Below are 23351 nucleotides of genomic sequence, written 5' to 3' on the forward strand. Positions count from 1 at the left end.
GGTGACGTCGAGAATGGATCGCCATGCCCGTTCGATCACTGCGCACCCTGTGTATCAGCCCGAGGAGAAGTTGTGGATTCTAAACTGAATGCCTTTCTGGAGCGTGCCGACGCGGTGCTGGCGCGTATTGAGCCCTTGTTGCCAGCCGTCCGCGAGCCGGTGGACTGGCAGCATGCTTACGCCGCTCGCTGGCAGCGAGAAGGCCGCACGGGTTTTTTGCAGGCGCTGGACGTCAGCCTTGAGATGCGCCTGAGCGACTTGATCGGGATTGATAAGCAGCGCGATCAGTTGGGGCGCAACACCCAGCAATTCCTTGACGGTTTACCGGCCAACCATGCATTGCTCTGGGGCTCGCGCGGCACGGGCAAGTCTTCGCTGATCCGCGCTCTGTTGGCCGAATATGCCCCGCGGGGGTTGCGCCTGATTGAAATCGAACGCGATCACCTGGCGGATCTGCCGAGGGTGGTTGAAGCCCTCCAGGGGCTGGAGCAGCGTTTCGTCCTGTTTTGTGATGACTTGTCGTTTGAGGCGGGCGAGGGCGATTATCGAGTGCTCAAGAGCGTGCTGGACGGCTCGCTGGAGCAGGCACCGGAAAACGTCCTGTTGTACGCCACTTCAAACCGCCGCCACCTGGTGCCGGAGCAAGAAAGCGATAACGAACACTGGAAACGCGTGGACGGTGAACTGCACCCCAGCGAAGCCGTGGAGGACAAGATCGCCTTGTCTGACCGCTTTGGTCTGTGGCTGTCGTTTTACCCGTTCACACAAGAACATTTTTTGAGCGTGGTTGAGCACTGGATCGGCGTATTGGCGACCAAAGCCGGTTTGCAGTGGCAACGTGATCAAGCGCTGGATATTTTGGCAGTGCGTTGGGCGACCGGGCGCGGCAACCGTAATGGTCGTTGCGCTTACCAGTTCGCGCGCTACTGGGTCGGATTGAAATTGCTGGAGCAAACGAATGATTGATTTGAACGCCACAGGCGCAGGCCTGGACGGTTACACCCTGTTAACGGCGCAGTTGGAATCGCTGCTGGCCGATGAACGCGACTTTATTGCCAATGCTTCGCAGTTTTCGGCGTTTTTGTTTCATCAACTGGACGACCTCAACTGGGCCGGTTTTTACCTCAACCGTAATGAAGAACTGGTGCTGGGGCCTTTTCAGGGCCAGATCGCCTGTGTTCGCATCCCGTTCGGGCGGGGTGTTTGCGGAGAAGCCGCTGCCACCCGTCAAACTCAGCGGGTTGACGATGTGCATGCATTCCCGGGCCACATTGCCTGCGATAGCGCGTCGAACAGTGAGCTGGTCGTGCCGTTGATCAAGGACGGTCGCCTGATTGGCGTGCTGGACCTGGACAGTCCACGCATTGGCCGTTTCACCGAGCAGGATCAAGTCGGCATTGAAGCGCTGGCGGCGATCTTTTTGCGTTTGAGCGACTGCTAAGCCGCAAGCCCGGCCTTGCGCAACAACGCGTCGACATCCACCGCGTCGATCTGCGCGGGTTCAAGAAAGCGCCGGGCGTATTGCATGAAAATCTGTTCGTGGATAAACAGGGCGAACAGGTGCGGGTCGATATGAGCGTCGTGGCACATCGCTGCCATGATGCTCAGCGCTTCACTCAGTGTTTTGCCCTTTTTGTAGGGGCGATCCGAAGCGGTTAACGCTTCAAAGATATCGGCAATCGCCATCATCCGCGCCGCCAGGCTCATTTCTTCGCGCTTAAGCCGTTTCGGATACCCGGTGCCGTCCATTTTTTCGTGATGGCCGCCCGCAATCTCAGCGATGTTGCCCAGATAGCTGGGGAAGGGCAGGTGCTTGAGCATCAGAATGGTCTGCACGATATGGTTGTTGATGATGTAGCGCTCTTCCCGGGTCAGCGTCCCTCGGGTTGTACTCAGGTTGTACAGCTCGCCGCGATTGAATTTGTAGGCCGGGACATCCAGCTGAAAACCCCAGACGTTGTCGGGCTCAATCCGCTCGGAGTCGTTGCGCTCAAACAGGTGTTCCGGTTTGTCGGCCAACAAGGGTTCGGTCACGGGCAAAGGCTGTTCCTGACGCGTTGTCTGGCGTTTGTTTTCTTCCCATGAGACCCCCAGCCGGTCATCCAGTGTGCGCGTCCAGGTACGCAGGGCAATGGTTTGCAGGCGTTGCAGATCATCTTCGGCCATGGCCTCGCCGCCCAGATTGCAACGTGCGACGAAGGCAAAATCGTCATCCAGAGCGGCCAATACCGCTTCGCGGATCTGAGTCAGTTGCTGATCGTTGCCGCCCAGCGCCCGACCTTGCCAGTAATTGACCCATGCATCGCGCTTGAGCACTTCGAAGCGCGTGCGTACCTCATGAATGCGGTCGTACAGCGTTTCAAGTTTGGTGGCTTTGTCCACCACGTATTCGGGGGTCGTCACTTTGCCGCAGTCATGCAGCCAGGACGCGATGTGCAGCGCCTCCCATTCTTCGTCGGTGGGGCGGTAATGCTCGAATTCGGGTGACTGACTGGAGGACGCGGCTTGCGCCAGCATCAGGGTCAGGGCAGGCACACGTTGACAGTGGCTGCCGGTATAAGGGCTTTTGGCGTCGATGGCCCCCGCCAGCAATTGAATGAAGGCGTCGAGCAACTGCTTTTGCCGTGCCTGTAACCGCTGACTCTCGATGGACACGGCTGCCGCCCCGGACACCGCCTGGATGAAGGCGATCCGGTCAGGGCGCAGGTGTTCCCGGTCTTCAGTGGAGTCACTGTTGTTGAGCAGCAACACCAGCATGCCCACAGTTTCGCCGTGGCGGTTATGCAACCGAATGCCAAGCAGGTGCGCACTGTGGGTGTCTAGCGCTTGCAGCACAGGGTGCAGCATGCCCGCCTGCTCAAGGTTCAGCGTACACACCACGCTATCGCCCCCTTGGTGCAACGTGCGCAGCCAGTCAGGGTATTGGTGCGGGTCTGCGTTAATGGCGGTCTCTAGGAGGTTCACGTCCCGGGGCTGATCGCCAATGATCAATCCTTTGAGGGAAAGCTCAGGCCCATCGTTGTCTATCAGGTAAATCAGCCCGGCCTGGGCTTGAGCGATTTTCATGGTTTCCAGCACGACCGATTGCAGCAACGGTTCAAACCGGGTGTGCGCCGACAGGCTCGCGGTGATTTCGAAAAAACTGGCCAGGGTTTCTTTCATGCGGCGCATGGAGGACGCCAGTTGATCAATCTCCAACACGGGTGAGTGCGGGCTGGCGGGGTAATTGAAGTCGAACCGGCGAATGGCTTCGGCTTCCTGCACCAGCCTGCGCAGGGGCTTGACCAGCACTCGGGACACCAGCCAACCCACGGGCAGGCATAACAACAGAATACCCAGCGTAACCAGGGCGCCTTGCCAGCGTAATCGGTACGCATCGGCCAGCAATTCGTCTTTGGGGACCATCAGCGCTAACTGCAGGCCATTAAGCGCACCATCCGTGAGCCCGGCTCGCGACACGATCCATTGCCGTTGGTCCGCCGTCAGCTCAGCGCCCGCTGTACCAGGTTGGGCGATCAATGTGCTCAAGGCCGAACTGAGCTGATCGACTTTTGGCAGTTGAGTGGATTCAGGCGCCGCTACCAAACGGGAATAGTCAGGGTAGGCAATCGCAGTGTTGTCCTGATCGAACAAGGCTATTTCTGTGTGGGGCGTGACTTTGTGTCGGGCGAGTGTGGCGGACAATTGCGAGAGGGTCAGGTCGGCACCGATGACGACTTTTGCGGAGCTGCGTCTGGACACCGTCGTACCCACCTCGCGGGTGGAGAAAAACAGATAGGGGCTGGTGGTGATTTCGTCGTGTATGCCCCTGGCGGGGATAAACCAGCTGCGCTGGCGCGGGTCGTATGACTCATCGGGTTTGTCACGCTGGCCAACCAGCGACAGCGAGTCATCGTAGAAAAAGTGCCGGGACAGGGGGGCGGCGTCCTGGCCCGAACGTTGAATATCCCAGGCTTCGTAGGTGGCTGATGACGGGGCAGAGAGGCGGTCCTTCGCGGCTTGCGAGCGCAGTGGGTGGACCAGAAAGAAATTCCCTTGCGCGTCCCCCAGATACAGCGCAGCCAGAGAAGGGTTGTCTTTTAGCGTCTGGACAAAGGGCTCCAACAACGCCATCCGGCTTTCTGAACCTTCGATGCCCGTATTGGCATTCAGGGCAAGCAGCCTTAACGCATGTCGAATCGGTTGGTAAGTGTGTTGTAAATCTTGCTGAACATCCCGCTCGATTTGCTGAAACAGCTGTTGGCTGCTGTTGAGGATAATGCGCGTGGTTTGCAAATAATTGAAAATTCCCAGCGTTACGCCCAGCACGATCAGAAGCAGTGTAAACATCACACTGATGTGCACATGCAGCGGAAACTGACGCTTGCTGGCTGGCGCAGTCGTGGGCATGAAAGGGTCTCCGCTGTGAACAATGCTCAGGTCGCCTTAAGCATAGTAGGGCCGAATAATCGGCGCTTTTTTTGTGTTCACAGCGCGGAGCCGTTGATCAGTGGTTCAGTTTCTCAAGTTCTGCGAGCAGTGTTTGTTCCATCGACGTCATGGCGTGTACCACTTGGTCGCAGCACTCATCCACGGTCGTCAGGTCGGCCTGCTCAAGTGCTTCGCATCGCGCAATCAAGAGCTGGGCACTGACAATTCGTGCTGCGCCTTTGATGCGGTGCGCCAACTCTGAAAACGGCGGCAACCCGTCTTCGGCCCGGAGTTTTTGAAGTTCCTCAAGGTCAGTGCGGTTACTGCGCAAGATCTCTTCGAGCAAGCGTTTGACTCGAACCGGATCCGAGCCGGACAGGGCGTAAAGGCTTTCTACGTTGAAGGCGACTTCGTTTGAAACCGGTTTGAGCTCGTTCAACCGCTTGCTGAGCAACGTCAGGCTTATGGGTTTGAACATGCAGTCGTCCATGCCTGCATCCTGGCAATTAAGGCGTTCTTCAGGTTGCGCGTTGGCTGTAAAACCCAATATCACGCAAGGCGGGCGTTGTTCGACGTATTCGATATGGCGAATGGCCCGGGTCAAGTCATACCCATTCATGACGGGCATATTGCAGTCCGCGATAACGACGTCAAATGCGCCCTGTTTCCAGAGTTCCAGTCCGGCAGCGCCGTGCTGCGCAGTCGTAAACATGTGCCCCAGGAACCCCAGTTGCTGGCACATCAGCAAGCGATTGGCCGGATGATCATCGACGACCAGTACGTTTAGCGGGCGTGTGCTCTGGGCGACTTCGGGTTCTTTTTCCGCCTGCTCAAGGCACGGCGTCAACGAAGGAAGTTTCAGGGTGATGTGTACCTGCGTCCCCACGTTCGGCTGACTGCTGAGTGCCAGTGTGCCGCCCATCATTTCGCACAGGCTTCTGCAGATGACCAGGCCCAGCCCGGCACCTCCCAAGGCCAGTTGCCCGGTGTTTTCAACCTGGGAAAAAGGTCGGAACAAGCGGGCCTGATCGGCTTCGTTAATGCCAATGCCCGTGTCTTGGACGCTGAGTTGCAGTTCTACCTGGTCCGCAACCTCGGTTGGTCGCACATTCATTTGCAGCGTGACTTGTCCTCGTTCCGTGAATTTGATGGCATTGCTGATCAGGTTGGTCAGGATCTGTTTGAAGCGCAAAGGGTCGATCAGGACATCCGGGGCGTCGTGTTCGGGATTGAATAGGAGAGCCAGGGTCAGTTTCTTTTGCCGGGCCAGGCCGTCAAACACGCGAATGACTGCGTTGGCCAGTTCGCGCAAATTGACCCGTTCGGCGGACAGGTTCAACCGACCGGATTCGATACGGGCGATGTCCAGGATGTCACCAATCAATTCCAGGAGATCTTTGGCCGAGTTGTACGCCACCTCGATGGAGGGCCTGTCCAGTTGCCCCTTGTCGGCCCGTTTGAGGGTGAGTTCCAGCAAGCCGATTACGGCATTCATCGGGGTGCGAATTTCGTGGCTCATCGTTGCCAGGAAAGTACTTTTGGCGCGGTTTGCTTCGTCGGCCCGCTCTTTGGCGGCCCGCAGTTCGTCCATCAACTGGCGACGGTCACTGATATCAATCCAGCCACCGATGACGCCCTGAACCTCGCCCAGAGAATCCCGGTAAGGCAGTATCCAGTGATAGATGGTGATGGCTTGATCGCCTACGTGCAGTTGGCGGTCCATGATCAGTGGCGTGCCTTCTCGAATGACACGCAGATAATCTGACTGAAAGTCGTGAGCCTCGTGTTCATTGCTGATGGCGCGCCGGGTCTGTATGACCGTTTTGCCGATCACATCTTCGCGCTTGGCGGCAAAAGTCTTCAGGTAGCTGTCGTTGCAGGTTTTCAGTACGCCCTCGCGGTCGCGTACATAAATCGGGTGGGGGGTTTCATTGACCAGCGCACGCATGAATTCGAACTGGTCGTTGAGGGCGCGCTCGGCACGCTTGCGTTGCTGGATCTGGCGACGCATGTAAGCGTTCCAGAGCAGTGACAGCAGCAACATAAGCAGGGTGCCAATGATGATTTGATAAATCAGTCGATGGTAATTGCGCCAGTAGCTGTCAGAGGCCGGGACATACCCGCGCCATCGACTGTTGATAATGCCCAGCTCATCAGGCGCAATGCTGAGCAGCGCTTTATCCAGAATGGAGCTCAGCTCGCTGGCATCACGGGCCGTCGCTAACGAGAACGTGGCTGGTTGGGTGCCAATGGTCGCGCTGATTTGTAACCGGTCCTGAAATAATTGAGACGCCAGCAGGTAGTTGGCAATGACCAGCGTGTTGACCGCCCCCTCAACTTTGCCTTCAGCCACGAGTTGTGTGGCCTGATAGATGTCGTCTGTTTCTACCAGCGTAATACCGGGGAACTCTTTACGAAGATAAGGGGTGAGTGGATTACCCAGCGTCAGTGCGAGACGTTTACCGGCCAGTTGTTCAAGATTTGAAGGGTGATCGGGGCCTTTTTCAGTCACCAGTACAAATGAGTTTTCAAGATAGGGGCGGCTGAAGTTGAGCTGGCTCTCTCTGGACACCGAAGGACTGATCGCTGAAATGATGTCGGTTTCGTGATGCTGGATCATGTCAATCATGTTGCCCAGACTGCGGGTGCGCTGGATTTCGAAACGTAAGCCGGTTCGCAGTCGGATCATTTCCAGCAGATCTGCCGTAATGCCCCGAAAATTACCCTCCGCATCAAAAAAACTGAGGGGGGCCAGGGTTTCGTTGACCACGACTTTGACCGTGGGGTGTTTAGCCAGCCAGCGTTCCTCGCGCTCGGTCAATTGAAGTTTTTGGTCGGAGAGCAGGATGTCGCTGCCTGCGCTCCAGCGTTTGGCAATGCTTTCACGTTCGCTGTTGGGGATGGCCGCCAGCGTGGTATTGAGAATGTCCAGCAGCATGGGGTTGTCGCGGCGAACGGCAAAACTGAAACCATACGCTTCATGCTTGCTGAAGTTGGCCATTTTGATGTTCTTCAAATAGCCCTTGTTAATCATGTAGTGCGTTGAAATCGTATCCCCAAGAAATACGTCGGCCTGATCAAAGGCCACTGCATTTATTGCGTTCTGATAGGAAGGGTAGGACTGGACAATCGCCTTGGGATACAGCTTTTTGACATCCGCCAGTGGCAAATAGTGATAAACCATGCTCAGGCGCAGGCCCTGCAGACCTTGCGTCAGCGAACGATTTTCTCCTTCGCGGCTTACCAGCACAGGTTGGTCAACCGCGTAGGGAATGGACAGGACCAGGTCGGGGTTGGTGGCTTCGTAGCCATTTGAGGTGCCGAGCAAATCAATGGTGCCCTGCACGAGTGCATCAATCGCTTGTTCTCGGGTAGAGAAGCGTTGAACCCGGATAGAGACGTTGAGCGCCTTGGACAAAAGCCCTGTGTAATCGGCAGTAAGCCCTTCGTAATCCTGACCACTGGTGGTCATGTCAAAGGGCGGGTAGTCCGGCGATGAAATACCCACCCGCAATATGCGCTTTTCCTGCAACCAGGTACGTTGATTCTTATCGAGAAGCGCTTCCTGATAATAGATGCCCGAGCGGCTTAGCAATGAATAGTTGTCACGGCCGTTGGCCTGCACCAATACCGGCCAGCACAGAATGAAACCTGTGATCAGTGAAAGGAAGTGTATTAACCGCGTGGGCATCCTGTTTCTCACACTAAAGAATTGCGTTTGGCTAATTCGATAAGATCAACCAATGAATTCGCTTTTAGTTTTTGCATGAGTCTTTTCTTGTAAGTGCTCACGGTTTTGTTGCTTAGAAACATGCCTTTGGCTATTTCCTTGTTGGTCTTGCCCTGTGCAAATAACTGCAAAACCATCAGCTCCCGGTCGTTGACCGATTTGAATAATTCGATTTCTGAAGAATCCCCGTCCTCGTGACGCTCGGGTGCCAGGGCTTGACTGGGGAAATAATTGTAGCCCGCGAAGACCGCTTTTATTGCACTGACAAGTTCACTCAGTTCTTCTTGTTTGCACACATACCCGGCAGCCCCGGATTGCATGCAGCGCATGGCAAAAAGGGTGGGGGATTGCGCTGTCAGGACCAGCGTTTTAAGGGTTGAGTTCATGGCATTAAAGCGTGCAAGCACTTCCAGTCCGTCGAGTTTCGGGATGCTGATGTCGAGAATGATCAAATCGGGAACACACTCGCGCACCATTTGCATTGCATCCACGCCGTTGTCGGTTTCGCCGACTATTTCATACCCTTCATGTTCTAACAACATACGAATCGCGAGCCGGATAACCGGATGGTCGTCGACAATAAAGACGGTGGTCATAGTTAATTCCTGTTAAGCACGGTATAGAAAGCGCGCACCATAGCTCAGTTATAGGAGTGGGCACACGAACCCTTTGGCCTACAAACGTAGTATGGGAAAATTCCTACGCAAATTAAGGCGCAAGAGTACGGTTAGTTGAATAGGCGAAGAGCCGGTTGTTGAAGGGATTGGCTGTTTCTTGGCTTGAATGTTTGGGGTTTAAAGCAGTTGTTTAGTGCGATGAAGGAAAAGTACTACATGCTGTCGGGGTATTTGGTTGTTGTGTTTATTTGTGTTGTTTTAATTCTTTGGTGTTAAACGCCATTTTCTGACAGGGCTATACAGGGCTCATCCGTTATCGGGATGAGCCCTGTATAGAAAAGCAGGGGGCTCAGACGGGGCTTGAGCGGCCTGTCATTTCTCGGGCCATTTCTGTGGCGTAGCTATCGGTCATGCCGGCGATAAAGTCGATGATGCGCATGAATGAACGATGCAGTGGCCAATGAGGGGCTGGCGCGTTATTACCCAGCAGATCGAGGATGCGACGGCTCTTGAAGGAGGGCGTACGCCCTTTGTGCTGCTCCAGGGCCGCCCCGCAAAAGGCATTCAGCAAGATCTCCAGCGTCGTGTAGGCGCCAATCTCATGCAGGGTTTTGCGTTTGTCCTGGAATATCTTTTGCCGAGCCATGTTTTTGGCATCCAGCACGCAACGTTTTGCCGGGCCGTGCATGTGCTCGACCAAATCACCCGATAACGTGCCTTCAAGCAACGCATCCTGCTGCTCGACGAACGTGCGCGCCGCGGCATTGGTCAAGTGTTCGATGGCTTTGCCGCGCAAAATGGCGAGCTTGCGCCGCTCCGAGTCCTTGGGCCCGAGCTGTCGATAGGTTTGCGGTAAATCATCGCCTACCAGGCCTAGCAGCAAGGCTTCCACTTCGTGGTAGGCCAGCAAGTCCATTTCCAGACCGTCTTCCAGGTCAATCAAGGCGTAGCAGATATCGTCGGCTGCCTCCATCAGGTACACCAATGGATGGCGAGCCCAGCGCTCGTCTTCAAGTTGCGGGAGGCCCAGTTTCTGAGCGATCCCTTGAAGCAGGGGCAGCTCGCTCTGATAGCAGCCGAACTTGTGTTTTTTATAACCCAGCGAGTCCGCATGCCGTGCTGTCCACGGGTATTTGAGGAAGGTGCCCAGCGTGGCGTGGGTCAGGCGGGTGCCACCGTCGAACTGGTGATACTCCAGCTGCGTAAGCACCCTGAAGCCTTGTGCATTGCCTTCAAAGCTCAGGAAGTCCCGACGCTCGGCTTCACTCATGTCGTCCAGCCAGCCGCGGTCTGCGGCCTGTTGGAACCAGTTGCGAATCGCGTCTTCACCCGAGTGGCCGAACGGAGGATTGCCGATGTCATGGGCCAGGCAGGCCGATTGCACCACCATCCCCAGGTCGGCGGGGTCACACCAGTCGGGCAGGGCGCTGCGCAAGGTTTCGCCCACCCGCATGCCCAGGGAACGGCCCACGCAGCTGACTTCCAGGGAATGGGTCAGGCGTGTGTGAATGTGATCGTTGCTGGTGACGGGATGAACTTGCGTCTTGCGGCCCAAGCGTCGGAAGGCGCCCGAGAAAATGATGCGGTCATGATCTTTATGGAATGGACTGCGCCCGAGTTCTTCAGGGCTGTGATGGGGTTTTCCGAGGCGTTCGCGATTAAGTAGGGTCTGCCAATCCAAGGCGCGGTGCTCCGTCAGTGAGTAGGGGTTCAGCTTCTCGCTTCACGCAGGAGGGTGCAAGGGGGATCAGGTTGGAGAATGATCCAGCGCAGTGGGCAGGCGAGTGTTGCTTCGCTGCCCTCTGCGCCAATCATGGGGGCCCGTTCAAGGTTTACGGGCTGTGCTCTGAATCACCAGTTTGATCAAGGGCAACAGACCTGTTGTCAGGCCGATCAGGCGAGACATGCGGCCGGTGCCCTTGGAGCGGGCACCTTTGCCCGTCAGAAACCCGAGCAGCGTGACCGCCCCGACACCCCAAAGCGGAGCGTGCTTGATGCCCAGGCTTTCTTGCCAGTTGCTCGTCATCCCGCGCATTTTCTGCAAGGGCTGTAGCAACTGCTGCGTTTCGTGGCGGATCTCCTGGCGGTGCATTTCCATCCGCAAGCGGATCAACACCTTGCGCATCTCGCGACGCGACGCTTTGGGCGGCATTTCAGGCAGGTTCATGGCAACAAACGCTCGCGGTCTTTGGCCAGCTCTTCAAGCGTGGCGTTGAAAGGAGAGGACTCATCGAACACGGCCGCTTTGAGCCGCAGGCCACAGTAGATGGCGGCCAGGGTGTAGAACACGCACAGCCCGATGATGCCGGCCAGACGATAGCTGTCCCAGACCAGAATCAGCACCAGTGCCGACAACCCGATCAGCAGTAACAACCCGAATACCAAGGCCAGCCCGGCAAACAGCAACAGGCTGACCGTGCGGGCTTTCTGTTCTTGCAGCTCAATGCCCAGCAACTCGACATGGCTGTGCAACAGGCCGAGAAAGGCGGCACCCAGGCGCCGCGGTGAGGAACGAGGGGAGCCGGATTCGTCAGTCATATTCAGCGCCGCGTAGCCAGCAGACCAATCAGAAAGCCAACGCCCGCCGCGATGCCGACCGATTGCCAAGGGTTGGCCTGCACGTAATCTTCAGTGGCCACCACCGCAGCCTGACCACGTTCTTGCAGTGACTCTTTGGTTTCTTCAAGGGATTCACGGGCTTTGAGCAAGCTGTCCTTGATCTGTGCACGCAGTTCGTCTGCCTGATCCCCCGCCAGCGAGGCGGTGTGTTCCAGCAGGCGTTCGGTGTCGGCAACCAGTGTCTGGAAGTCAGCCATCAAAATCTCTTGAGCATTTTTTGCTGTAGTGCGGGCCATGATGATCTCCGTGAGTGGCTTCTTGATGGTTCAGAGTGTAGGCAGTGAATGAAGGTTCACTGAAATTCTCGTGTCGGGCAGGCCCTGGAGCCGTTACCCGTGCGTTGTGACAAAACCTTACCTTAAATTACTCGCCTTCGCGGTTGAAGCCTGGCGTTTCGCGCGCATCGGCGTTTTCCAGGCACCCGTCCAGCAAGTGGTAACGGTTGTGCCGGACTTCGTCCACGCGGTGTCGAACGGCGCGTTCCGGGATGCCCAGCAGAATCAGCGCATGGGAGGCCAGCATCAGGCTCGACTCCAGCAATTCGGGCACCACTTCGGTTGCCCCGGCAGCCTTGAGCTCGACCAACAGGCTATCGTCGCGGGTGCGCACCAGTATCGGCACATCAATCGTGATCAGGCGCGCCTCTTTGAGCACGCACATGGCCACGTCCGTGTCGTCGACCGCAATCACCAGCAGGCGCGCGCGGTCCAGGCCCACGGCGCGTAACAGGTCGCCGCGCCGGGCGTCGCCGTAATGCACGCAACTCTCGACCTTGGCGGCCTCCTGAATGCGTTCAGGATCATAGTCCAGCGCCACGAAATCGTGGTGCTCACTGCGCAAGAACCGCCCGATGGACTGACCGACGCGACCATAGCCGCACATCACCACATGCCCGTGCAATTCGGCGTTCTGCGCCGCGATCTCTTCCAGCTCGGCTTCTTCGTACGACTTGCGATGCAAGCGTGCAGCAATTTGTGGCGCCGCGCGCAGCAGCAAAGGCGTCAGCAGCATGGAGCAGAACGTGGCGGCCAGCAGGTAACTGGCCATTTCGGGCGGGATCAAGGCATTGCTTTGCATTTGCGCCATCAGCGCGAAACAAAATTCGCCGCCTTGTGCCAGCGCCAGGCCGCTGCGCCACGCGGTCTCGCCATCGCTGTCGCGCAGCTTGACCAACAGCGCCACAACGCCGCCCTTGATTAACAGCAAGGCCAGGGTCAGGCCCAGGATCAGAAAACCGTCGTGCACGAACAGTTGCAGGTCGATGAGCATGCCGATGCTGACGAAGAACAGCCCCAGCAAGATGTCGCGAAACGGGCGGATGTCGGCTTCGATCTGATGGCGGTAATGGCTTTCCCCCAACAGCATCCCGGCCAGGAATGCCCCGAGGGCAGGCGACAGGCCCAACAAGTGCGTGAGCCAAGCGGTCAGCAGCACAATGACCAGCGCCAGCAGCACAAACAGCTCCGCCGAGCGCGAGGCCGCCACCTCATGGAACAGGCGCGGCAGCAGAAAACGGCTGGCCAGTAACAGGCCCACGAACAGAATCACGGTTTTGCCCAGCGTGATTGGCAGTGCCCAGTACCAGGCCTGATCGCTGCTCCCGGCAAATACCGGCACCAGCGTCAGCAACAGCACCGCGACCACGTCTTGAAACAACAAGACGCCAATGGCGTTCTGCCCATGGCGGCTGAAGATTTCACCCAGGCTGGTGAGCTCCTTGCTGACAATGGCCGTGGACGACAGGGCGAGCCCGGCCCCCAGCAAGAACGCGGCGTTCAGGCTCATGCCAAATGCATATAACAGTGGCCCCAACACCAGCGAGGTGCACAGCACCTGCAAGCTGCCCAACCCGAACACCACCTTGCGCAGCGCCAGCATCTTGGGCAACGAAAACTCCAGCCCCAGGGAAAACAGCAGGAACACCACCCCCAGCTCGGCCAGGTCGGGCAGGTTCGGGCTGTCGTTGATCCAGTCCAGCGCGGTAGGCCCGACAAACAGGCCTACGCACAAATAGCCCAGTACCGGCGGCAGTTTCAATCGCCTGAAAAAGGCGATCACCACCAGCGAAGAGGCGAGGATGATCAGTAAATTGGCAAACACAAAAGTCTTCCCTGTCAGTTCAAATAAAAAAAGTCGCGAGCATCCGGCAAACAGAAGGGGCCGGCGCTGATGTGCATCATTGTTTGACGGCAAAATTCCAAAATGACGGTCCTTCGCTATGCTCAGAACCAGCTGCTTAATTGGATGCAAGACAAGCGTAGTCGTCAGGAGCGTTATGGAACGTCTGTATTCCCTGCAAGGCTTGAGAGGCGCTGCCGTTCTGGGGGTGGTGTTATTTCACATGGCGTCGGTGGAGGCGAAGTATTCCGGTGGCGATCTGTTATTGCCAGCGCTGGTGAATTTTTTTCAGCTGGGGGTCGACCTTTTTTTCGTCATCAGCGGCTTTGTCATGGTCATCGTGACCCGTGGGCGCTTTCAAAACGCCGTGCAAACCTGGCGTTTTGTGTTCAATCGACTGTCGCGTATCTACCCCAACTACTGGTTGTACTTCTTCATTACGCTCGGCGTGACCCTGGCGATGCCGGGGGTGGTGAACACCTCACACGGCAGTTCGAACCTGCTGATGTCGTTTTTGCTATTGCCCAATGACCGCGTGTTGCTAGTTATGGTGGCCTGGTCGCTGGTGTTTGAGCTGTGGTTTTACCTGGTCTTCACCGGGCTGTTGTTTTTCAGGGAGAAACACCTGCCGGTGTTGCTCGCACTGTGGGCGATCGGGCTGGTTGCCTTCAACGGGCTGGCCAATTGGCAAGACTTCAATCCGGCATTGAAAATCATGCTTCACCCCTATGCGCTGGAGTTCATTGCGGGCAGCGCACTGGCGTTGTTTTTTTACAGCAGGCACAGCGCCAAGGTCCCGACCGCTTGGGTGTGGACGACGTTGCTGATCGCACTGCTGGCGGGTTTCCCGCTGATTTACGGGTACAAGCTGTTCTTTGCCGAAGGGCTGGTGCGCATGCTGTCAGTAGGGCTGGTGTTCGGCGCCGTCGTGGGCTCGCTGGCGCTGCTGGAACGCCGCAAGTTGATTCGCGTGCCCACGTTTCTGGTCTTTACCGGCGATATGTCCTACACCATTTACCTGTCGCATTTGTTGGTGTTGGGGGTGATCGGTCATCTCTGGCAACGGGTCGGGGCGTGGCCTGACAGTCCGTGGGACAACGCGCTGTTTCTGCTGCTCATGATGGCCGCCGTGCTGTGTTACGGGGCGCTGGCCTATCGTTTCTTCGAAAAGCCGGTACTGGACTGGGCCACGGCCTATTGCGCCCGCACCTTCGCCGTCAGCCCCCGGCGCCCGCAGACCGATTCGGCCAAGTGACTGGCGGCGCCGGATTCGGGTCGACGACACAGGGTGAGGCTCCTAGAATGAACGCCTATTTTTCTCAGGTCGTGAATTATGCCTTCCGAATGTCAACTGTTCGGCACGCTGGGTTGTCATCTGTGTGAACTCGCTGAAGCAGAAGTCATGCCGCTGGTCCAACACGGTTTACTGGTCGAACTGATCGATATTGTCGACAGCGAGGCACTGGTTGAAGCCTACGGGTTGCGCATTCCTGTCCTGCGTCGCGTGGACACGGGCGCCGAGTTGGATTGGCCATTCGATACCGAACAGATTGTGGCGTTTCTGCGGTAGGTCGACGTCCAACCGCTGATGCACCGCCCATGCTGAGCGAATGGCTCGGCATGGCGCAGCGCAGCAGGGGTTCACGCCGCTGTGTCAGGCCCTGTAGATGAACCCGGTCGGCACGTCGCTGAGCGGGGCAACTAGAACCCCGCCCAAGAACGTCAACAACTTGCCTTCCTGTTTGGCCGTCTTCAGCGCCATGGAAAGCGGCGACAGAGGATTGCGCCGGATAAAGTCGTCGACCGATTCCGTCAGTGGTTTGGCCAATGAAATCTGTGGCGTGTCAACACGGTGCAGTTGCAGGTAGTTAAGGGTGCTGGCGCCCTTGCGGCGGAACACCAGCTCAGTCGCACTGGTGACGTCGGGATAGATCTCGAACCCCAAGCGTTCCAGCAGGCCCCTCATCATTTTGTTCAACCCTAGGGGCTCCGTGAGCAGCAGCCGTTCGCTGGCCAGCAAGACCAGATCGAGCTGGTTGAAAAATGCCCGGCGGGCCAGTTGCCCCATGGTGAACGTTTTGTTGCCGATCCCTGTCCCTTGCGCCAGCAGGGCCAGCGGGTCGCCCAGGTGAATGTTGTCGGGGACTGCATTGCCGCTGCGCCAGCCGTGCAAGGTGTTGTTGATATTGCTCATGCGCGTGGGGGTCAGGTCAGGGCTGGAAGCGTCGGCGGTTACGTAGAGTCGTTTGGCCAGTGCACTCCTCGAAACCGGTGTCAGGGCGGGCAAGAGTGAGCCGATGAATTGGGCCAGGGTTTTCTGGAAAAAGGGTGGGAAAACGATCCAGGAACCGCTGATGTACTCGGCCAGCCTCGGCTGTAAAAAAGGGCTTTCATGGATGCGCAAGCCCAGTTGCTCATAGGTATTGCAGGGTTTGTCCGGGTATTTGATAAACACCCGTTTGCCTTGGGCAAGGTTGCCCTGGGGCAATATCTGATAATACAGATCGTCGATTTTTATAACCCGGTGAGTGCCCCGTGCGTCAGTGACTGTTGAGATGGGCGGGTTGATGCTTTGAGGTTTGAGTTGAGCGTCTTCAAATGTCTCGCCCCACCTTCTCCAGCTGGTGTTATTCAACGGTTCAACGCTGGCCGTGGTGGTTGAAAACACGGGTTGTTTCGCGGGGCTGACCGGCTGTTCTTCGGGGACCGCAGGCGCCTTGCGTTTGTTGCTCAGGCCCACGCGGCTTCCTGCCGTGCCAGTGCTTGTGCCGGCGCGTGGCGCGGCTTCACCCAGGCCAGGCTTGTGGTATTGCCGGGACCAGACCGGAAACTCCTGATGCTTGACCAGGTACTCGGCCAGATCCAGTTCCAGGCGCTGTTGACTGGCGGCCGGGAACTCAAACTGATCCAGCAGCCTTCGCGCTTCGCGGTAACTGAAATTGGGAAATGCCACGCGTACGCGAAGCGGGGCGAGTGTCGATCTCACACCGCCGCGCAGCCCTCCTTGCGGGCTGCCCACGCGCCACACCCCGGCACTGTCGCGCTCGACGGGCGAGCGGTACCAGGCTTGCGGGTGACGCATGTCCATCACGCGCCATGTGCGCAAGTGGGCGTCGTATTTGACCTGAAACCAATGCTCGTCCTGCTTGATGAAGTGTTGCGGCGTACCTCGTGGTGCGGCCGCTTTTTCATAGACGCCCTCGTAGATACCGTCGGAACGTAAAGTCAGGTCGGAAAGGCTCTGGTTGTAGCTCAGTTTCGGATCAAGGCCCGGCGCAGGCGTGGCAGGTTTTTTTACGCCTCTCACAATCCCGACCCCGACATCGATGCCCGCGTCTACCCAGTGCGCAATCATGCTCACCCAGTGCCCGATCGCCTCGCGCTGGCTGTCGCGTTTGAGCGCGTCGATGAAGTTCCACAGCGACATCAAGCTGCGGCCCAAGGCAATCGGTGCCGTCACTTTCAGAGGCAGCAGCATGGTCACCACGTCGACGGCAGTTTCAATGCTGTTCCACACCGTCAGCTGATTGATCTCCGAGGTTGAGGTACTCAAGGCGTCGGCATTGGCCAGGGCATGCCGTGCGTCGGCCAGGCAGGCCTGTTCGATAAAGTTACCGGCGACGGGCAGTATGTTGACCTCGGGCGCCCTGAGCCCTCGGGCGAGTAACGGGCGAATCCGCTCCTGATTGCCCTGGCTGACGCGGCCCACGAAGTAGTCCAGCAACTGAGGATTGCCCAAAAAGTGCTTGGCAAAATGCTGGCGGTTTTCAAATTCGCGAAAGCGTTTTCCGTCAGGGGCTTCAGGGGTGTAGACCACCAGTGAGCGCACCGCGAATTGAGGTTGCGGGGCGTTGATGTCCAGCTCCATTTGCGAATTCGCGCGTTGCTGATCGGCGGGTGTGCCAAAGATCAACACGCCCCTGACGGTCGCCCCGCTGATCAGCAGTTGGTAGGTCTGGATCAGGTGGCCTTCAAAGGTGCCCGCGTGGGTCGGGTCTTGCGCGGCATTCACGGCGGTTTCCACCCATCGATACCCGCGATCCACGCGATCAGGGGAAAAATCCCCGGAAATCTTGGCTTCCAGTGCATCCGCCAGCATGCGCGCACTCATCACGCGCATGGCGGTTTCGCGTCGCGCCTGGGCTTTGGGGGAGTCGATCAGGGCGTCTTGAAGAAACGCCGCGTAGCTGTCGCCAATGTTGACGGCGCGAATGATGGTTTTGACTTGCCCGGCATCCAGCGGTGCCGCAGCAGGGTCATCGTTATTGAGCGTGGTCACACGGGCCGTCAGCGCGTAGTCGATATCGAATTTACTGACATTCTCCAGCGCCAGCTCGGTCATGGTGCGGGTGGTGCTGCTCAGTTTTATCGTGGGCCCGGTACGTGAAAGGCTGTTGGCCGCCGTGTACGACGAAGGCGCCCAGCCTGTCAGCGGAATCACGGGGCCTGATCCTCGTTCGGCAGACGTCACCGTAATCAGCACCGTGTCCGGATCAACCTCCAGCCCATACTCCGCGAAAATATGCTGTTGCAACTGCTCCCGCGCGTAGCGCAACAAGAAGGGCCGGTCGCCAAACTGGTCGGGAGACGGCTCGCCATTTTCATGGGCGATCAGGCTCAGCAGTCGGTACTGCTCGGACACCTGCAGCCAGGTTTGGCGGTCGGTGCTGCTGGCTTTGAGTAACCAGTCGCGGGCTTTCTTGGCAAGCCGTTTAACCGATCGCGCATTCAGCGCTTTGGCCTGTTTGAAGCGGTGTGTGTAATCGAGTACGTGCGCGACCGCTTCCCTGATGTCTGTTGGCGAGCGCTGCGCGGCATTGAGCAGGGCATGAAACAGATTCTGTTCGCGCTGAGTGTCATGTGCGTTAAACACATGCTCAAACACTGAACCCTGAATTTCCGTGAACACCATATCCAGCGCTGCTTGCGGGCTGTTGTCCCACGTCACGACACGCTTGAGGTCCTGGGTTGAAAGCAGCTCCAGCATCGACTCGAATTCCGAGACGCTGCGCCAGCGACGTTCGATCTCCGTGTGTAACGCCTGTAACGATTCGAAGCCCAGCAGGCCCCCAGACGGCGTGTACAGCACTACCCTGGCGGCGTCGGTGCTGGAGCCTATTTGCACGGTGGCGGTTTTGGCCGGGATCGAAAACGCGCCCGCTTCATCATTGGCGCCAGTGCCATCACGCTCGGTAATGACAAATGCGCCCGTCAGGTCTGCCAGTGCCGGGTCCTCCAGGGTCTTGATCGACAGGGCGTAGACGGCCGGGCGTGAATAAGCAGGCAGCGCGCCCCGTGCCGTGAGCGTCGGGTAGCGCACCACCTGATCGATCATCACCCGGTGCTCGGGCGTCAGGGTGCTGTCGTAGGACAACAAGTGGGACTCGGCCACCACCAGCTCGCTGAGTTTTCCCAGCAGCCACGCTTTGCGCGACAGCGTTCCGGTGACCGAGGTCTGGGCGCTCCAAAATTCAGTGGTCTGTTGCTTTACGTAGGTTCGCAGGTGTTGGCGCACGTCTGCGGCGAACGTTTCAAAACGTGCAATATCCAGGCTGCCGGCTGCGGCTTCGTCGTCCCGGGCAACCGTGGTGCGCTCTTTGGGGTAGCGCGGGTAGACCCCGGTACGGAAGGTCTCCAGTACTGTATCGATCACGCTTAATGGCTGCGGACTCAGCGTTGACAAGGGCGGGCTGGTCGGCGTGACCACCACCAGCAGACGCTCGGGATCGAGTGAACCTGTGGCCTCGGGAAACCGGGTTTTCAGCTCGTCGTGCAGCACCGACTCAAGGGTGGGCTGGTCCGCCAATAAGGTTTGAATCGCCGTATCAAGCGCGGTCCACGTCTGGATGCGCTGCTTTTCGGCATCCGGGCTTGCCATGACCAGTTCGGTGCTCAAGGCATCCGATAGATGAAACACATCACTCATAGACATCACTCACGCATGTTCAAGTAACCCGCGGCCCTGGTGTCATCCAGCCAACCGCCGGGTGGGGAGAAGGACGTGAGCAGTGTGTACCGGTGCGCGTGCATGAAATGGCTACATATATAGGGCGCGGCATGATTGATGGTTTCTTGGCAGGGCGCTGTGGGGGATAATCCCGGGCTGCTTTTTCACTGCCGAGTTCACTATGTCGACCCCTGCTTTCAACGCCGCCGAGCACCAAGCCAGCACCCTGTACCTGCCGCCGGGCCAGTGGTCGACCGTGTTGGACTGTTTGTGCGATCACTTTCGTGCGATCAGCCGTGAGCAGTGGCTGGACCGCATGGCCCGTGGGCGGGTGCTGGATGCCGACGGTCGGCCAGTGGGCCCGCAACTGGCGTACAAGGAAGGCCTGCGCATTCACTATTTTCGTGAAGTGCCCAACGAAACGCCGATCCCCGTGCAAGAGACCATCCTTTATGCCGATGAGCATTTGGTCGTGGCCGATAAACCGCACTTTTTGCCCGTCACCCCGGCAGGTGAATACGTCGAGCACACGTTGCTGCGGCGGCTGATTCGCACCTTGGGCAATCCGAATCTGGTGCCCTTGCACCGCATTGATCGGCACACCGCCGGGCTGGTGCTGTTCTCGGCCAACCCGGCGAGTCGCTCGGCGTATCAGTCGCTGTTCCCCACTCGCCAAATCGACAAACACTACGAAGCCATTGCCCCGGCGTTGCCGGATCTGCCGCTCCCCCGCGTTCATAAAAGTCGTTTGATCGATGGCGAACCGTTCTTCCGTATGCAGGAAGGGCCGGGTGCCATCAACACCGAGACCCACGTCAGTGTGATCGAGAAAAATGGCGACCTGTGGCGTTACGGGTTATCGCCGGTGACCGGCAAGAAGCATCAATTGCGCGTGCACATGGCGGCGCTGGGGGCCGGGATTTGCAACGACCCGTTTTACCCGCAGGTGATCAAGGATGCGGTGGATGACTACGCCAATCCGTTGAAACTGCTGGCCAAAACGTTGCGTTTTATCGACCCGGTGACAGGCCAGGCGCGTTATTTCGAGAGCCGGATCGAGCTGGACTGGTAGGCAACACACAACCGACGGCGAGCCAGAAACAACAAAACCCGCACCAGGCGGGTTTTGTTTTAACGCATGAAACTTACAGCTCTTTAACGGTACGAACCTGATCTTTGTTGATGCGAGTTTCTTTACCGTCCAATTGTTTGAACTGGTAGAAGCCCGAATCTTCATCGTACTTAGGCGTGTCGGTTGCCTGGATTTCACGACCGTCGTTGAGCGTGATCACGGTTGGCGAAGCACAGCCAGCAAGGGCGGCCAGGCCAGCAGTGAGCATGAGAGCGGCGAGAGTCCGATGAGTCATGGTGTTTCTCCAACAAATGAATGTGCTTTATAGGTAACTGACCCTGAGACGTATACATCGTCTGCAAGTTCCCTGACTAGTGGCGCAAGGATAGCTATTGCGTTTATTTGAGTAAATCCGGGGTATTAACGTTGAGCAGCCGCGGATCATTCTCGGCGCACTCGCAGGCCTGTGCATTGAGCTCAAGCATGACTTTGCGCGGGCTGCGCTCGCCGTTTTCCCAAGCCGTATCAAACACGCCGCGGTGTTGCACGGGGATCACGCAGAGCAACGGCTCCCAGTGTTCGCCTTGGCGCACCATGACCGGTCGGGCAGGGTGCTGAGCGGCGGTGTCGAGCAACCGGGCGATCAGTGCGGCGTCGATCTGCGGTACGTCACAAGGCAGCACCAGCAAATGGGCATGCCGTGCGGCCGCCAGCCCGGCGCGGATACCGGCCAATGGCCCCTCGAAGTCGTCGTTGCCATCGCTGACCCATTGATCGGCCAAGGCCGCGTAACGCTCGCGGTTACGGTTACAGGAAATAATCAGGTCATCGGTGAAAGGCCGTACCACCTGCACGGCATGGGTAATCAGCGGCTGACCCTGCCACTGCACCAGCCCTTTATCGTGCCCGCCCATGCGCTGGCCGCGTCCGCCCGCCAGTAACAGGATGGAGCAGGGGAACCGGTTCATGAATTGACTCCGCGCAGTCAGGCAAAAGAAGGGCTGTGATATAACACCGGGCTGTTCTTCCTACAACTGGACCTCGTCTATGAAAGCCAAGGTTGATGCGCCTTTCGTACCTTTGAACATCGCTGTTCTGACCGTCAGCGATACCCGCACCCTCGACACCGACACCTCGGGTCAAGTGTTTGTCGACCGCCTGACTGACGCGGGCCATCGATTGGCGGCGCGGGTGTTACTCAAGGATGACCTGTACAAAATCCGCGCTCAGGTTGCGCAGTGGATTGCCGAGGATGACGTGCAGGTGGTGCTGATGACCGGCGGCACCGGTTTCACGGCCCGCGACAGCACGCCCGAGGCCGTGAGCTGCCTGCTGGACAAACAGGTGGACGGTTTTGGTGAGTTGTTCCGGCAGATTTCCGTGGCCGACATCGGCACTTCGACCGTGCAATCGCGCGCCCTGGCCGGTCTGGCCAACGGCACGCTGGTGTGCTGCCTGCCGGGTTCGACCAATGCCGTGCGCACGGGCTGGGACGGGATTCTGGCCGAGCAACTGGACGCCCGGCATCGCCCCTGCAATTTCGTGGCGCACCTGAAGCAGGCAGCGGCCTGTGAAACCCGTGGGTAAGCCGGGCCGTACCGGCGAGTTGATGCCGGTTGAAGTGGCCCTTGCGCGCCTGCTGGCGCTGGCCGCAGCCGCGCCGATCCGCGACACCGAGACCTTGCCACTGGCCGCTTGCGAGGGGCGGGTCTTGGCGCAGGATCTGGTCTCCACCCTGGACCTGCCGCCCTGGCCGAACAGCGCCATGGACGGTTACGCACTGCACCTTGCTGACTGGACGGGTGAGCCGTTGCCCGTCAGCCAGCGCATTTTTGCCGGGCAGGCGCCCGAGGCGCTGGCGCGCGGCACCTGTGCGCGGATCTTCACCGGGGCCCCGGTGCCTGCCGGGGCGGATTGCGTCGAAATGCAGGAAAACGCGCAGGTGCAGGCCGATGGGCGGGTGGTGTTCACTCAGTCGCTGCGCGTCCAGCAGAACATTCGTCCACAAGGGCAGGAAACCACGGTCGGTGAGGTGGTATTGGCCGCAGGTACGCGCCTGGGGCCGATTGAGCAAGGGCTGGCCGCGTCGCTGGGCTGCGCCACGCTTGAAGTGATTCGGCGGGTCCACGTGGCCGTGTTGTCCACCGGGGATGAACTGATTGAGCCGGGACAGCCCTTGGGGCCGGGCCAGATCTACAACAGCAACCGCGTGTTGCTGTGCAGTTGGCTGACCCGTCTGGGGTGTGAGGTGCTGGATGCGGGCATCTTGCCGGATGATTTGCCGGCCACCCGCCAACGCCTGGTTGAATTGGGCGATGTGGATTTGATTCTGTCCACGGGCGGGGTGTCCGTCGGTGAAGCTGACTTCCTGGGGATTGCCCTGCGTGAAGAAGGTGAGCTGGCGCTGTGGAAGCTGGCGATCAAACCCGGTAAACCGCTGACGTGCGGGCATTACCGTGGCGTGCCGGTCATCGGCCTGCCGGGTAACCCGGCCTCGACGCTGGTGACCTTTGCGTTGCTGGCGCGGCCGTACCTGCTGCGCCGTCAAGGTGTGCAGGCGGTCGAGCCGCTGACCTTTCAGGTGCCGGCCGGGTTCGTCTGGGCCAAGCCGGGCAATCGTCGCGAGTACTTGCGCGGGCGACTGGAACAGGGCCGTGCGGTTATCTACAAGAACCAAAGCTCGGGCGTGCTGCGCAGCGCGGCGTGGGCCGAAGGGCTGGTGGAGGTGCGCGAGGGCAGTACGCTGGCGCAGGGCGATGAAGTGGGTTTCATCCCGTTGAGCGAAGTGCTGGGCTAACGCCGCGCAGCTGCTGACGCACCACGCGATGGCTGCCAGTG

The 23351-nt window shown here is 58.5% G+C and carries 18 protein-coding genes; 7 read left to right on the forward strand and 11 right to left on the reverse strand.

Annotated features, from left to right (window positions below):
• Positions 1–72 precede the first annotated feature (72 nt).
• Together IF654_RS07395 and IF654_RS07400 are read left to right on the forward strand one after the other, a co-directional pair.
• A complete protein-coding gene (locus IF654_RS07395; protein ID WP_047273949.1) occupies positions 73–966 on the forward strand; it encodes an ATP-binding protein in 894 nt (297 codons plus the stop codon).
• A complete protein-coding gene (locus tag IF654_RS07400) occupies positions 959–1441 on the forward strand; it encodes a GAF domain-containing protein (RefSeq protein WP_047273950.1) in 483 nt (160 codons plus the stop codon). The genes IF654_RS07395 and IF654_RS07400 overlap by 8 nt, the downstream gene beginning before the upstream one ends.
• On the opposite strand, the gene IF654_RS07405 is transcribed toward IF654_RS07400, so the two are convergent.
• The 8 genes from IF654_RS07405 to IF654_RS07440 form a co-directional block, all read right to left on the reverse strand.
• Positions 1438–4389, reverse strand: a complete 2952-nt coding sequence (locus tag IF654_RS07405; RefSeq protein ID WP_194862624.1) for an HD domain-containing phosphohydrolase — start codon at positions 4387–4389, stop codon at positions 1438–1440. The genes IF654_RS07400 and IF654_RS07405 overlap by 4 nt on opposite strands.
• Before the next feature lie 97 nt (positions 4390–4486).
• The gene (locus tag IF654_RS07410; RefSeq protein ID WP_194862623.1) at positions 4487–8101 is read right to left on the reverse strand and encodes a transporter substrate-binding domain-containing protein; all 3615 of its coding nucleotides are present in this window, start codon (positions 8099–8101) and stop codon (positions 4487–4489) included.
• Between the two features lie 8 nt (positions 8102–8109).
• Complete coding sequence (locus tag IF654_RS07415) at positions 8110–8736, reverse strand: response regulator transcription factor (protein ID WP_047273956.1); 627 nt, start codon at positions 8734–8736, stop codon at positions 8110–8112.
• Between the two features lie 370 nt (positions 8737–9106).
• Positions 9107–10438, reverse strand: coding sequence for a deoxyguanosinetriphosphate triphosphohydrolase (locus IF654_RS07420; protein WP_047273958.1), 1332 nt, complete (start codon positions 10436–10438; stop codon positions 9107–9109).
• Between the two features lie 144 nt (positions 10439–10582).
• A complete protein-coding gene (locus IF654_RS07425) occupies positions 10583–10924 on the reverse strand; it encodes a hypothetical protein (RefSeq protein WP_047273960.1) in 342 nt (113 codons plus the stop codon).
• On the reverse strand, positions 10921–11295 hold the full coding sequence (locus IF654_RS07430; RefSeq protein WP_047273962.1) for a phage holin family protein: 375 nt from the start codon (positions 11293–11295) through the stop codon (positions 10921–10923). Before IF654_RS07430 ends, IF654_RS07425 begins: the two co-directional genes overlap by 4 nt.
• Before the next feature lie 2 nt (positions 11296–11297).
• Positions 11298–11612: an ElaB/YgaM/YqjD family protein gene (locus IF654_RS07435; RefSeq protein ID WP_047273963.1), complete on the reverse strand. Its 315-nt coding sequence runs from the start codon at positions 11610–11612 to the stop codon at positions 11298–11300.
• 127 nt (positions 11613–11739) lie between these two features.
• Positions 11740–13476, reverse strand: a complete 1737-nt coding sequence (locus IF654_RS07440; protein ID WP_047273965.1) for a cation:proton antiporter — start codon at positions 13474–13476, stop codon at positions 11740–11742.
• A gap of 175 nt (positions 13477–13651) precedes the next feature.
• On the opposite strand from IF654_RS07440, the gene IF654_RS07445 reads away from it, so the two are divergent.
• Entirely contained in the window at positions 13652–14749 is a 1098-nt protein-coding gene (locus IF654_RS07445; protein ID WP_194862622.1) for an acyltransferase family protein, read from the forward strand.
• A gap of 78 nt (positions 14750–14827) precedes the next feature.
• Entirely contained in the window at positions 14828–15064 is a 237-nt protein-coding gene (locus IF654_RS07450; RefSeq protein WP_047273969.1) for a glutaredoxin family protein, read from the forward strand.
• Between the two features lie 84 nt (positions 15065–15148).
• Here the strand turns inward: IF654_RS07450 and IF654_RS07455 are convergent, their stop codons facing one another.
• Positions 15149–19420 (reverse strand): dermonecrotic toxin domain-containing protein, encoded by a 4272-nt coding sequence (locus tag IF654_RS07455; protein WP_194862621.1) that lies wholly within the window; start codon positions 19418–19420, stop codon positions 15149–15151.
• A 202-nt stretch (positions 19421–19622) separates the two neighbouring features.
• Between IF654_RS07455 and IF654_RS07460 the strand changes: the two genes are divergently transcribed.
• Positions 19623–20513: an RluA family pseudouridine synthase gene (locus tag IF654_RS07460; RefSeq protein WP_047273973.1), complete on the forward strand. Its 891-nt coding sequence runs from the start codon at positions 19623–19625 to the stop codon at positions 20511–20513.
• Positions 20514–20586: 73 nt separating this feature from the next.
• Here IF654_RS07460 and IF654_RS07465 read toward each other — a convergent pair whose 3' ends face one another.
• The gene (locus tag IF654_RS07465; RefSeq protein ID WP_047273975.1) at positions 20587–20808 is read right to left on the reverse strand and encodes a YgdI/YgdR family lipoprotein; all 222 of its coding nucleotides are present in this window, start codon (positions 20806–20808) and stop codon (positions 20587–20589) included.
• Positions 20809–20911: 103 nt separating this feature from the next.
• Positions 20912–21481 (reverse strand): molybdenum cofactor guanylyltransferase MobA, encoded by a 570-nt coding sequence (gene mobA, locus IF654_RS07470; protein WP_047273977.1) that lies wholly within the window; start codon positions 21479–21481, stop codon positions 20912–20914.
• A 79-nt stretch (positions 21482–21560) separates the two neighbouring features.
• On the opposite strand from mobA, the gene moaB reads away from it, so the two are divergent.
• Positions 21561–22100, forward strand: a complete 540-nt coding sequence (gene moaB, locus IF654_RS07475) for a molybdenum cofactor biosynthesis protein B (protein ID WP_047273979.1) — start codon at positions 21561–21563, stop codon at positions 22098–22100.
• On the forward strand, positions 22084–23310 hold the full coding sequence (locus IF654_RS07480; RefSeq protein ID WP_083334036.1) for a molybdopterin molybdotransferase MoeA: 1227 nt from the start codon (positions 22084–22086) through the stop codon (positions 23308–23310). Before moaB ends, IF654_RS07480 begins: the two co-directional genes overlap by 17 nt.
• Positions 23311–23351 lie beyond the last annotated feature (41 nt).

Source organism: Pseudomonas lundensis (assembly GCF_015377145.2).
GTDB classification, from domain to species: Bacteria; Pseudomonadota; Gammaproteobacteria; order Pseudomonadales; family Pseudomonadaceae; genus Aquipseudomonas; species Aquipseudomonas lundensis.